The 13,555-nt window shown below is 74.8% G+C and carries 3 protein-coding genes; all 3 read right to left on the bottom strand.

Translation table 11 applies throughout. The features are described 5' to 3' along the window. Window positions 1–6 precede the first annotated feature (6 nt). Window positions 7–11,655 carry a non-ribosomal peptide synthetase gene (locus tag HUT10_RS51465; protein ID WP_254897273.1) on the bottom strand — a complete coding sequence of 3,883 codons (11,649 nt, stop codon included), beginning with the start codon at window positions 11,653–11,655 and terminating at the stop codon, window positions 7–9. Between the two features lie 257 nt (window positions 11,656–11,912). Beyond that, entirely contained in the window at window positions 11,913–13,256 is a 1,344-nt protein-coding gene (locus tag HUT10_RS43410) for a serine hydrolase (protein WP_176176527.1), read from the bottom strand. Between the two features lie 85 nt (window positions 13,257–13,341). Then, the gene (locus HUT10_RS43405; protein ID WP_176176526.1) at window positions 13,342–13,542 is read right to left on the bottom strand and encodes an MbtH family NRPS accessory protein; all 201 of its coding nucleotides are present in this window, start codon (window positions 13,540–13,542) and stop codon (window positions 13,342–13,344) included. Between the last annotated feature and the right edge of the window lie 13 nt (window positions 13,543–13,555).

Raw genomic sequence — 13,555 nt, 5'->3', positions numbered from 1 at the left:
CCGCCTTCAGGGTCGGTCCCCAGTCTTCGCTCGCGGGAGGGTGAGCGCGACCGGGTACTCGGCGGTGAACCAGCCGACCGTGCGCGAGAGGTCGAGGTCGTCGAAGATCTCTTCGCGGCCGTGGCCCTCCAGGGAAATCAGAACGCGGTCTCGGCCGGTCCACCGGGCCAGCACCCGGCCGAGCGCGCTGAGCAGGACGTCGTTGACCTGCGTGCGGTAGACGTCGGGGACCTGGTGCAGCAGGGCGTCGGTGGTCTCGGCGTCCAGGCCCACGGTCACCGTGCGGGCGCTTCCCGCGGTGTTCTCCCCGGCCGCGTCCACCGGCAGGGCGGGGTCGACACCGTCGAGTGCTTCGGTCCAGTACGGCAGTTCGGCGGCGAAGCTGTGCCCGGCGAGGCGGTCCGCCCAGCGCAGGAAGCTCACCGGGGCCGGGCCGAGGTCGACCGGCTGCCCGGCGGCCACCTGGCGGTAGGCCGTCTCGAGCTCTTCCAGCAGGATCCGCCAGGACACGCCGTCGATCACCAGGTGGTGCACCACCAGCAACAGCCGGGGCGGCTGTCCGGCCGTGGTGATCAGCACGGGCGCGACGAGCGGGCCGTCCCCGACCTTCAGCGTGGCACGGGCTTCGGCCGCGACCGCGGCGATGTCCACAGTGTCCATTTCGGACACCCGGCGCAGGGCCGGGAGTGCGGCGCCGGGCCGGAACTCCTGCCGTCCGTCGCCGGTGAACCGGGTGCGCAGGGCGTCGTGGCGGGCCAGCACCGCACCCAGCGCGGTTTCGAGTGCGGGGATCGAGACGCACCCGTCGAGCTCGGCGAGCGTCGACATCGTGAAGTGGTCGTGGCCGCCGGTTTCGAAGAACCACCGCTGGATCGGCGTGAGGGGCGCCGAGCCGGTGAAGGCGGCTTCGGGTTCGGCGGACGGCTCCGCGGCGACGAGCGCGAGTTCGGCGATGCTCTGGTGGCGGAAGACGTCCCGCGAGGTCAGCCGCAGGCCGCGGCGCCGGGCGCGGGAGACGACCTGGATGCTGAGGATGGAGTCCCCGCCGAGGGCGAAGAAGTTGTCGTCGGTACCCGGCTCTTCGATGCCGAGGACGTCCGCCCAGATCTCCGCGAGCAGCCGTTCGGTGCCGGTGCGCGGCGCGGTCCGGCCCTCGGCGGGCGCCGGGTGGACGGCGGGCGCGGGCAGCGCCCGGCGGTCGACCTTGCCGCTGGTGGCCAGCGGCAGCCGGTCCAGTGGCACGAACACCGACGGCACCAGGTGGTCGGGCAGCGTTTCCTTCAGCGCGGTCCGCAGCCGCGCCGAGTCCGCCGCGGCACACGGGACGACGTAGGCGACCAGCCGGGCGTGCCCGTCGTCGGCCCGCGCGACGACCACCGTGTCGGCGACTTCCGGCAGGGCGCGCAGGGCCGCCTCGACCTCGCCGGGCTCGATGCGGAAGCCGCGGATCTTGACCTGGTCGTCGGCGCGGCCGAGGTACTCCAGGTGCCCTCCGGCGGTCCAGCGGGCGCGGTCGCCGGTGGTGTACATCCGGCTGCCGGGCGGCCCGAACGGGTTGGCGCGGAAGCGATCCGCCGTCAGCCCGGGCCGGTTCAGGTAGCCGCGGGCCAGCTGGACGCCGGCCAGGTACAGCTCGCCCGGCACGCCGATCGGGGCCGGACGCAGCCGGTCGTCGAGGACGTACGCCCGCACGTTCCCGAGCGGGCGGCCGATCACCTCGCGCGCGGTCTCCCCGATCCGGCAGAGGGTCGCGTCGACCGTGCACTCGGTCGGGCCGTAGAGGTTGAACGCCGTGACACCGTCGTGGTCGCTCAGGTCCCGCCACAGTGCCTCGCCGACGGCTTCGCCGCCGAGCAGCAGCACCGACGGCCCGTGGTCGCCGAACCCGGTGTCCAGCAGGTGCCGGACGAACGACGGTGTCGAGTTGACCAGGTCGATCCGGTGCTCGGTGACGTACCGGGCGAGCAGGGCCGGGTCGAGCCGGGTGTCGGCGTCGATCACGTGCAGTTCGTGCCCGGCGGTGAGCGCCAGCAGCACGGCTTCCCAGGACGCGTCGAAGGTGAACGCGGCGGTCAGCGCGACCCGCAGCCGGTCCTTCCCGGCCGCGGCGGTGAACCGGTCCGCGTGGTCGACGGCGAAGTTCGCGAGCGCGCGGTGGGTGACGAGGACACCCTTCGGCGTTCCGGTGGAGCCGGAGGTGTAGATCGCGTAGGCGACCTGGTCCGGGGTGATCGGGGTGCGGAGGTTCGCGTCGGTGCCGTCCGCAGCCACCGGTTCGGTGAGCACGAGCACGGGCCGGGCGTCGGCCAGCAGCGCTTCCCGCCGCCGGGCGGGCAGCTCCGGGTCCAGGGGCAGGTAGCCGGCGCCGGCCTTGAGGACGGCGAGCAGGGTGGCGACCTGGTCGGCCGAGCGGGGCAGGGCGACGGCGACCAGGCGCTCGGGCCCGGCACCGCGGCCGATCAGGACGCGGGCGATCCGGTTGGCCCGCGTGTTCAGCTCGGCGAAGGTCAGGGTCGTGCCGCCGGAGACCACCGCGGTCGCGTGCGGGGTCCGGGCGGCCTGCGCCTCGAACAGCCCGACGACCGTGGCGGCAGGCTCCGGCCGCTCGGTGGCGTTCCACGCCGTGACGACCCGGTCGTGTTCGGCCGCGGGCAGCGGCAGGGTGTCGACGGGCCGGTCCGGGTCGGCCACGACGGCGGCGAGCAGGACCGTGAGGTGCTCGGCGAACCGCTGCACGGTGGCCGCGTCGAACAGGTCCGTGTTGTAGTTCAGCAGGCCACGCAGGCCGTCCGCGCGTTCCTCGAACTCGACGCTCAGGTCGAACCCGGCGGTCGTCATCGGCAGCGCCAGCTCGGTCGCGGTGAGCCCGGCGAGCGCGGGCAGGTGGGTGCCCGCGTTCTGCAGCGTGACCATGACCTCGAACAGCGGGGTGCGGCTGGGGTCGCGGTCGGGGCTCAGCTCGTCGACGATCCGCTCGAACGGCACGTCCTGGTGGGCGAAGGCGTCCAGGACGGTCCGGCGGACCGCGCCGAGCAGCTCGCCGAAGCCCCGGCGGCCGTCCACCCGGGACCGGAGGACGACCGTGTTGACGAAGAGGCCGACCAGGTCCTGGACACCCGCGTGGTCGCGGCCGGAGGTGACCGTGCCGACCGCGACGTCGTCCTGGGCCGACCAGCGGCGCAGCACGAGCTGGCAGGCCGCGACCAGGGCCGTGAACAGCGTGGTGTCCCGGTCGTGGCTCAGCCGGCGCAGGCCCGCGAGGGCTTCGGCGCCGAGGGTGAACTCGTGCTCGGCGCCGTTCGACGTCCGGGTGGCCGGGCGCGGGCGGTCGGTGGGCAGGTCCAGCGGGCGCAGGCCGTCGAGTTCGCGGCGCCAGAAGCCGAGCTGCCCGGCCAGGAAGTCGCCGGTCAGGCGCTCCCGCTGCCAGGCGGCGAAGTCGGCGTACTGGATCGGCAGCGCGGGCAGCTCGGCCCGCTCGTCGCCGTAGAGGGTGGCCAGTTCGCCGACCAGGACACCCATCGACCAGCCGTCGGTGATGATGTGGTGCAGGGCCAGCACCAGCGCGTGCTCGTCCGGGGCCAGGCGGACCAGCCGCGCCCGCAGCAGCGGGCCGCGGGCCAGGTCGAACGGCCGCGCGAGGTCCTCGGCCAGCAGCCGCTGCAGCTCCTCGGCACCGGAGACGCCGGTGACCGGCAGCGCGAGCTGCCACGGCTCCCCCACGACCTGGCGGGGACGGCCGTCGACGGCCGGGAACGTGGTGCGCAGCGACTCGTGCCGGGCGATCAGCGTGGTGAGCGCCCTGGCGAGCGCGTCCGGGCGCAGGTCGCCGTGCAGCCGCACGCCGAAGACCGTGACGTGGTCGGTGCTGCCGGGGGCGAAGTCGTCGAGGAACCACAGGCGCTGCTGGCCGAACGACAGCGGCAGCTCGCCGTCGCGGGCCACCGGGGTGATCGCCGCGGGCCGCGCGGTCGCGGACGCGGACGGCAGCGCGGCGGCCAGCGCGGCCACCGTCGGGTGGTCGAACACCGTCCGCGGGGACACGTCGACGCCGAACGCCTCGCGCAGCGCCGAGGTGAACCGGATGCTGAGGATGGAGTCCCCGCCCAGCTCGAAGAAGTGGCCGTCGGCCCCGACGCGGTCGAGGCCGAGGGTGGCGGCCAGTACCGCCGCGACCGTGCGCTCGGTCTCGGTGCGCGGCTCGGCGAAGCTCCCGGTCTCCGTCGCGGCGGGCGCCGGCAGCGCCCGCTGGTCGAGCTTGCCGTTGCGGGTCAACGGAAGCTCGTCGAGCAGGACGAACGCCGAAGGCACCATGTACTCCGGCAGCGACCGGCCCAGGTGCTCGCGCAGCCGGGCCGGGCTCGGCGGGGCGTCCGGGCCGGCCGGGACGACGTAGGCGACCAGCCGCTTGCGGCCGGGCTCGTCCTCGCGGGCCAGCACCGCCGCCGAGCCGACGTCCGGCAGGGCGAGCAGGCCGGCCTCGATCTCGCCCGGTTCGATCCGGAAGCCGCGGATCTTGACCTGCTGGTCGGCGCGGCCGTGGTAGCGCAGGCCGCCGTCGCGCGTGCGGGACACCCGGTCGCCCGACCGGTACATCCGGGAGCCGGGCGGGCCGAAGCAATCGGCGACGAACCGGGCCGCGGTCAGCCCGGGACGGCCCAGGTAGCCGCGGGCCAAGCCGTCGCCGGCCACGTACAGCTCGCCGGGCACCCCGGCCGGGACCGGGTTCAGGTCGGCGTCGAGGACGTACCCGGCCAGGTCGGGCAGCACGGTGCCGATGCCACCGGGAGTGTCTACAGCGGACTCCAGGTCGAGCTCGGTGACGTGCACGGTGGTTTCGGTGATGCCGTACATGTTCACCAGCCGCGGCGTGCGGTCGCCGTGGCGGGCGAACCAGCCCGCCAGCCGGCGCGTGTCCAGCGCCTCGCCGCCGAAGATCACGTACCGCAGCGCGAGCCGGGCGCCGGGGTCGTCCTCGTCGGCCCGGACGAGCTGGTAGAACGCCGACGGCGTCTGGTTGAGCACGGTGACGCGCTCTTCGGCCAGCAGGCGCAGGAACTCCCGCGGCGAGCGGGACACCGCGTGCGGCACGACGACGAGCCGGCCGCCGTGCAGCAGCGGGCCCCAGATCTCCCACACGGAGAAGTCGAAGGCGTAGGAGTGGAACAGCGTCCAGACGTCGCCGGAGCCGAAGCCGAAGCGCGCGGTGGCGGCGAACAGGCGGGTGACGTTGCGGTGCGGGATCACCACGCCCTTGGGCAGCCCGGTGGAACCCGAGGTGTAGATGACGTAGGCCGGGTGGTCCGGGGTGCAGCGCAGCGGCGGATCGGTGTCCGGGCCGGTGGGCACGTCGACGTCTTCGGGGCCGAGGACGGCGACGGGATCGGTGTCGGCGAGCATCCGCTCGACGCGTCCGTCCGGGGTGGCCGGGTCGATCGGCAGGTAGGCGGCCCCGGCCTTGAGCACGGCGAGCACGGCGACGACCTGCTCGGGTGAGCGCGGCAGGCGCAGCGCGACGAACCGTTCGGGCCCGGCGCCGAGCGCGATCAGCCGGTGGGCCAGGCGGTTCGCCCGCGCGTTCAGCTCCGCGTAGGTCAGCCCGGTGCCGTCGGCGGTGAGCGCGACCGCGTCCGGGCGCGCGGCCACCTGGGCGGCGAACAGCTCGGTGATGGTCGGCGCGGGCAGCGACACCGGCGGCGCCGTGACCAGCCGCGCGCGGTCCTCCGTGGACAGCCAGGGCAGCCGGGCGATCGGGCGGTCCGGGTTTTCGGCCAGCCCGAGCAGCAGGGTCTCCAGCCGGGCGGCCAGCGCGGCGGCGGTGTCCTCGTCGAACAGCGCCGGGTCGGTGCCCAGCTCGAAGCCGAGGCGGCGATCGACGTAGGCGCGCAGGGTGACCGGGAACGTCGTCGCGTCGAGCGCGGTCACCTCCCGCAGGGTGACGCCCGCCTGGGCGGCGGCGTTCTCGTCGAACGGGTAGTTCTCGAACGCGACCATGCTGTCGAACAGGTTCTCTCCGGCCGGGACGGCGCTGAGGGCGCGCAGCCTGCCGAGCGCGAGGAAGTCGTGGCGGCGGGCCTGGTTCTGCTCGTCCTGCAGCCGCCGCAGCCACGGCAGCAGCGCCTCTGCCGTGTCGACCTGCACGCGCGTCGGGACGGTGTTGATGAACATCCCGATCATGGTCTCCACGCCCGGCAGGTCGTCGGGGCGGCCGGACACGGTGGTGCCGAACACGACGTCGGACTCGCCGCTGGCGTGGGCCAGCAGCAGGGCCCACGCGCCCTGCACGAGGGTGTTGACGGTCAGGCCGTGCCGCCGGGCCACCTCCCGCAGCCGTTCGGTGTCCTCTGTGGACAGGGCAACCCGGATCGTCCGCGACGAGCGGGTGCGGTGCGCGCTGGCCGGCGGCCGGTCCCACGGCAGCGGGGTCGGGGCGGCGAAGCCGGAAAGCACGCCGCGCCAGTGGTCTTCGGCCGCGGCGAGGTCCTGGGCGGCGAGCCAGCCGAGGTAGTCGCGGAAGGGCCGGTGGGCGGGCACCCGCGGGACCCGGTGCTCGGTGAGGGCGGCGTACTGCTCGCACACCTCGGTGAAGAGCTGGGCCAGGCTCCAGCCGTCGAGCACGATGTGGTGCGAGGTCCACATCAGCAGCACGCGGTCGTGGGTGAGCGCGACGATCGCGAGCCGCATCAGCGGCGCGGTGGTGAGGTCCAGGCCGGTGGCCGCGTCCTCGGCCGAAAGCCGCTCCAGCTGTTCGGCCTGCTCGGCCTCGGACAGGCCACGCCAGTCGTGGCGGGCGACCGGGACGACCGCCCGGTGCCGCACGAGCTGCAGTGGTTCTTCGACACCCTCCCAGACCAGTTCGGTGCGCAGCACCGGGGTGCGGTCGGCGACCTGCTGCCAGGCGACCGCGAACGCGTCCGGGTCGCGGACGCCGTCCAGGAGCATCCGGGCCTGGTCGACGTAGGCGTCGGTGTTCCCGGCGTCCAGCAGGCTGTGGAACAGCATGCCCGCCTGCAGCGGGGTCAGCGGGTAGACGTCGTCGACGTCCCGGCCGTCGCCGACCAGGCGGTCCACCCCGGCCTGGTCGAGGCGGGCCAGCGGGAAGTCCGACGGCGTGCGGCCGCCGCTGCCCGGGTGCGCGCAGTGGGCGACGATCTCGCGCAGCGCCGTCAGCATCGCCTCGGCCAGCTCGCGGACCGTGGTTTCGTCGTTGACCTGGTCGGAGTAGGACCAGGTGAGCGACAGCGCGCCGGCTTCGACGACGCCGGTCACGTCCAGCTGGTAGGTGCTCGCCTCGCCGGGGGCGATGTCGGCGCCCGGGCTGTCGTGCCGTCCCCGGAACAGGCCGGCCGCGCCCGCCTGGGCGTCCCAGCGGCCGTGGTAGTTGAAGCAGATCTGCGGCAGCGGGAACGCCTGCAGCGCGTGGCCCGGCGCGCCGGGCTCGCCGAGGTAGCGCAGGGCCTCGTAGCTCAGGCCGCGGCGCGGGACGGCCCGCAGCTGTTCCTTGACCGCCTTGAGGGTGGCACCCCAGTCCCCCGACGGCGGCAGGTCGAGCGCCACCGGGAACTGCGTGGTGAACCAGCCGGCCGTGCGGGAGAGGTCGACACCGTCGAGGACGTCCTCGCGGCCGTGCCCTTCCAGCGCGATCAGGACGCCGTCGTCCCCCGTGCGGTCGGCCAGCGCGCGCCCGAGCGCGCTCAGCAGCACGTCGTTGACCTGGGTGCGGTAGGCCGCGGGAACGCGGTGCAGCAGCGCGTCGGTGTCTTCGGCGCCGAGGGTGACGGTCAGGGTGCGGGTGGAGCCGGTGGTGCCCGCGCCGGTGCGGTCGGCGGCCAGCGCCGCCGGGACCCGGCGGGCCACCCGCGTCCAGTGCTCGAGGTCGTCGTCGAAACCGCCCGCGCGGACGTGCTGCTCCAGCAGGTGCGCCCACTGGGTGAACGGCGTGGCGGTGGCCGCGAGCCGGACCGGAGCACCGGCCACGACCTGGCCGTAGGCGGTTTCGAGGTCGCCGAGCAGCAGCCGCAGGGACACGCCGTCGGCGACCAGGTGGTGCACGGCCAGGAACAGCAGCGGCGGGCGGGTGCCGCGCAGCAGCAGCGCGGCACCGGCGAGGGTGCCGGTGGTCAGGTCGAGGCCGGCGCGGACCTGCGCGGCCGCGGCTTCGACGCCGGCGCGCTGCCCGGCGTCGCCGAGCGAGGAGAGGTCCCGGATCCGCAGGACGCCGGTCGGCGCCGTGGGCGTGACCTCCTGCCGCCACCGGCCGTCGACGGTGAAGAACCGGGTGCGCAGGGCGTCGTGGTGCGCGACGACCGCGTCGAGGGCGGTCCGCAGCGCCTGCTGGTCGACGTCGGCGGGCAGCTCCAGCAGCTGCGACATGGTGAAGTGGGCCAGCGGCCCGTGGGTGGCGAAGAACCAGTGCTGGATCGGGGTGAGCGGCGCGGGGCCGGCGACCGGCCCGGCGGCCGGGGCGTGCACCGCGGCCGTCTGCACCGCGGTCGCGAGCCCGGCGATGGTCTGGTGCAGGAAGATGTCGCGCGAGGTCAGCCGCAGGCCTGCCTGGCGGGCCTGGGCGACCACCTGGATGGACAGGATCGAGTCGCCGCCGAGACCGAAGAAGTTGTCTTCGACGCCGATGCGGTCGTTGCCGAGCACCTCGGACCAGATCGCCACCAGCTGGTGTTCGATCGCGGTCCGCGCGGGGACGTAGGCCGGGCCGCCGCCGGCCGGGACGTCGGGCGCCGGGAGGGCGCGGCGGTCGACCTTGCCCTGCGGGGTCAGCGGGATCGCGTCGACCGGGACGAACGCCGAGGGCACCAGGTAGTCCGGCAGGGTGGCCCGCAGGGCGGTCCGCAGCCCGTCCGGGGTGGCTTCCCCGACGACGTAGGCGACCAGCCGGGCGTGCCCGCCGTCGGGCCGGTGGGCCACGACGACGGCCGCGGTGACGCCGGGCAGGCGGACCAGCGCGGCCTCGACCTCGCCCGGTTCGACGCGGAAACCGCGGATCTTCACCTGGTCGTCGAGCCGGCCCAGGTACTCCAGCTGCCCGTCGGCGGTCCAGCGGACCCGGTCGCCGGTGCGGTACATCCGCTCGCCCGGCGCGCCGAAGGGGTTCGCGACGAAGCTGCCGGCGGTCCGGCCCGGCCGGCCGAGGTAGCCGCGGGCGAGCTGGGCCCCGGCGAGGCACAGCTCGCCGGGCACGCCGGCGGGCACCGGCCGCAGGTCCTGGTCGACGACGTGGGCGCGGGTGTTGGCCAGCGGGCGGCCCAGCACCGGCCGGGCCGTCTCGCCGACCCGGCACGACACGGCGTCCACTGTGTACTCGGTGGGGCCGTAGAAGTTGTGCGCCACGGTGACTTCGGCGGCGGTGAGGTCGCGCCACAGCGTGTCGTCCAGTGCCTCGCCGCCGAGCATGAGGATCTTCGGCCGGTGCCGCGGGTCGGTCAGCAGCCCGGCGGGGATCAGCCGGCGCAGGTAGGTCGGGGTGAGGTCGAGGAAGTCGATCCGGCGCTCGGCGATGTGGTCGACGAGCGCGTGGGCGTCGAGCCGGACGTCGTCGCCGATCAGGTGCAGCTCGTGGCCGTCGGCCATGAGCAGCGGGCCCTCCAGGGACGTGTCGAACGACAGGGTGGCGGTCAGGGCGACCCGCAGCCGCCGCCCGGGCGGGGCGAAGTCGTTGCGGTGGTTGAAGAGCAGGTTGGTGAGGTTGCGGTGCGGGACCGCCACGCCCTTGGGGCGGCCGGTCGACCCGGAGGTGTAAATGACGTAGGCGGTGTTGTCCGGCCGCAGCGGCGCGATCCGGTCGGCGTCGGTGAGGTCGGCGGCCGAGTGGTCCGGGTCCGCCGCGGCGATGTCCGCCGGGCCGAGGACCAGTTCCGCCCCGGAGTCGCGCAGCAGCAGCTCTTTCCGGTCGGCGGGCAGCGCCGGGTCGATCGGCAGGTACACCGCACCGGCCTTCAGCACGGCGAGGAAGGCGATGATCGCCTCGGCGGTGCGCGGGAGGGCGAGCGCCACGACCCGCTCGGGGCCGGCGCCCAGCGTCACGAGGTGACGGGCCAGGCGGTTGGCGAGCGCGTTCAGCTCGGCGAAGCTCAGCGTGACTTCGCCGGCGACGAGCGCGGTTTCGTCCGGGCTGCGCTGGGCCTGCGACTCGAACAGCTCGGTGACGGTGGCCGCGGGGACGTCGAGCGCGGTGTCGTTCCACTCGGTGCGCAGCCGGCGTTCTTCCCCGGCGGTGAGCAGCGGCAGCTCGCCGACCGGGCGGCGGGCGTCGGCGGCGATCGCGGTGAGCAGCACGGTGAGGTGCTCGCCGAGCGCGACGGCGGTCCGCGTGTCGAACAGGTCGGTGTTGTACTCCAGTGAGCCTTCGAGCGCGTCCGCGGCGGGCTGGAACTCGACGGTCAGGTCGAAGTTGGCGGCGCGGCGGGCCACCTCGACCGGCTCGGCGGTCAGCCCGCCGAAGTCGGCGGGCCCGCCCTGGCTGCCGTGCAGCAGGACCATCGCGTCGAACAGCGGCGTGCGGCTGGCGTCGCGGTCGAGGCGCAGGGCTTCGACGAGCTTCTCGAACGGCGCTTCGGCGTGCTCGAAGGACTCCAGCACGGTCGTGCGGACGGCGTCGAGGAAGGCGGTGAACGGCGTTCTTCGGTCCACAGTGGACCTGATGACGACGGTGTCGACGAAGAACCCGACGGTCCGCTGCAGCTCGGGCCGGTTCCGGCCGGAGACGACGGTGCCGACGGCGATGTCGGTGCGGCCGGTGTAGCGGGCGAAGAGCACCTGGCAGGCGGCGACCAGCACGGTGTAGAGCGTGGTGTCGTGGACGCGGGCCAGCTCGGCCAGCCCGGCGGCGGCCTCGGCCGGGACGCGGAAGTGGTGCACGGCACCGGCGGTGGTGCGCACCGCGGGCCGCGGCCGGTCGGACGGCAGGTCGAGGGGTTCGACGCCGGCCAGCTGCGTGGTCCAGTAGGCGAGGTGCCGGTCGAGGGCGGGCCCGGCGAGCCGGTTCCGCTGCCACACGGCGAAATCCGCGTACTGCACGGCCGGTTCGGGCAGGGCGGCGGCCTCCCCGCGGACGGCGGCCGCGTAGAGCGTGCCGAGCTCGCCGACGAGGATGCCCATCGACTCCCCGTCGGTGACGACGTGGTGGGCGGTGACGAGCAGGACGTGGTGTTCCGCGTCGACCCGCACCAGCAGCAGCCGCACCAGCGGCCCGCGGCGCAGGTCGAAGGCCCGGCCGTACTCCGCTTCGAGGACCTCGTCGAGATCGCCGGGCCGCAGCGCGGGATCGGCGGCGAGGTCGACGACCCGCACCGGGATGTCCGGCGCGGGGTGCACGACCTGCACCGGGGTGCCACCGGCATCGTCGATGGTGGTGCGCAGGGCCTCGTGCCGGCTGATGAGCTGCTGCAGCGCCCCGGTGAGCGCGCCGGTGTCCAGCGGACCGGTCAGCCGCAGCGCGACGGCGCTGTTGTATTCGGCATCCCCCGGCCGGAACTCGTCGAGGAACCACAGCCGCTGCTGCGCGAAGGAGAGAGGCAGGGCCGCCTCCCGCGACGCCCGGCCGATGACATCGGACCGCTCCGCCCGCCCGGCCAGCCGGCGCTTGAGCGTCTCCCGCAGCTCGGCGGGCAACGCATCGATGCGGCTCTTCCTCGAGGTGGTCATGCTTTCGTTCCTCACACGCAAGTCGGAATGGCTGGGTGGCCGGAGGGTTCAGCACCTCGGGCCGGGCAGAGCAGGGGTTCAGGAAGCGCGCCGGGCCACGCGGCCGCCGGGCGACAAGCTCGCCGCCGGCCGCACTCGGGCCCGGCGCCCGAGCGCCTCCCGCCGCTCGGCGGGCAACGCGTCGATACGGCTCTTCCTCGAGGTGGTCATCGCTTTTGTTTCCTCACGACACAAGTAGGGCCGGGCAGAGCGGCAGCTCAGGAAGCGCGGCGCCGTCGGCGGGCGACGCGGCCGCCGGCCTGCATTGCGCTGATCGCTCCCGTTGCCGGGTCGGTCAGGAAGCGGCCGCCGATGATGCGGCGGCCCGTGGCCGGCTCGCGGACCGAGAACGCGCCGTCGCGCAGCAAGGCCAGCTCCGGGTAGACCTCGCCGTCCACGACCAGGACCGCGCCGCCGTCCGGGCGGACGTCCACCTCGTACTCCAGGTCGCCGTTGGTGTAGTGGCCGGTCAGGTCGGCCGCCGGGCGGGCCGCGCGGTCGAGGTCGGCCGGCAGCTCGTAGTCGCCCACCGGGAGGCCTTCGAGCCGCAGGGCCGCCACCAGGTCCGTCCACAGCGCCGAACCCGTGCTCCCGTTGGTCGTCAGCGCGACCACCCGGCCGTGCGCCGCGTCGATCCGCAGGTGGCAGGACGTGCCGTCCGCCGTGCCGTCGTGGCCGGTCCAGTCCGCGTCGGCGCCGCGGTAGCCGGCCAGGCCGAGGCCCCAGGTGTCGGCCAGGCCGAACGGCTCCGCCCCCGGCACCGGCCGCCCCATCGCGGCCGCCAGGTCCGGCGGCAGCGGCCCGTCGCCCCCGCAGAACATGCTCCCGAAGGCGGCGAGGTCCCCGGCACTCAGCGCCAGCGCCCCGGCCGCGGCCTCGGCCGGGCTCAGCGTCTGCGCGACGGACCGGGCGCGGCCGGTCGCCGCGTGCACGGCGTGGCCGCTGACGTGTCCCTCGGTCCGGCGCCGGCCGCCCGGCTCCACGACGAACGCGGCGCCGATGCCGAGCTCTTCGAGCAGCAGCGCGTCCGCCGCCTCCCACCAGCTCATCCCGGTGACGGCCTCGACCAGGTACCCGGTGAGCACGTACCCGACATTCGAATACGAGAAGCACTGGCCGGGCGGCTGGACGAGCCCGGCCTCGCGGCAGGCCCGCAGGTACCGGCGAGCCGAGCCGGCCCCGTCGGCGGCGGCGCCGAGCGCGGCAGGCAGCCCGCCGGTGTGGCTGAGCACCTGCCCGACGGTCGGTCTGCCGACCAGCGGGCCGAGACCGTCCAGGTGCTCGCCGAGCGAGTCGTCCGGGTCGAGGTCGCCGTCGGCGACCAGCAGCATCGCCAGTGCCGCGGTGAACGCCTTGGTGATGGAACCGACCGGGAACTTCGCTTCGGCGGTGACGTCGCCTGCCGTGGCGGTGTCCGTCCGGCCGCCGTCGGTGACGACCAGCTGGGCGGCCGGGACGCCGTGCTTGTGGGCCAGTCCGGTCAGCAGCCGCTGCAGCCGGCCCTCGGCCGTCGGCAGCGGAACGCGCAGGGAGGACTGGGAAAGCGTCGTAGGAGAGGGCATGGGGGACCTTCCGCGTCGGGTCAAAGGGATGGCCGGTCGTGGTGGGCAAGGCGGGTGCGAACCCGCCTTGCCCCGCGCGACGGGCTCAGCCGTCGGCGGCCATCTGCCGCTGCAGGCTCAGCGGCCGCATGTCGGTCCACACCTCGTCGACGTGGTCCATGCACTCCTGGCGGCCGCCGCGGAAGCCGTCGGTGCGCCAGCCCGCGGGTACCTCGTTCGCGACCGGCCACAGCGAGTACTGGCCCTCGTCGTTGACCAGCACCTGGAATTCGGCGTCGTCCTGCATGTGATGCTTTCCT

Origin of the sequence: Amycolatopsis sp. Hca4 (genome assembly GCF_013364075.1) — a bacterium.
In the GTDB taxonomy this organism is placed as follows: domain Bacteria; phylum Actinomycetota; class Actinomycetes; order Mycobacteriales; family Pseudonocardiaceae; genus Amycolatopsis.
The sequence above is the reverse complement of the archived record's forward strand: the minus strand, read 5'-3'. Positions and strand labels throughout refer to the sequence as shown.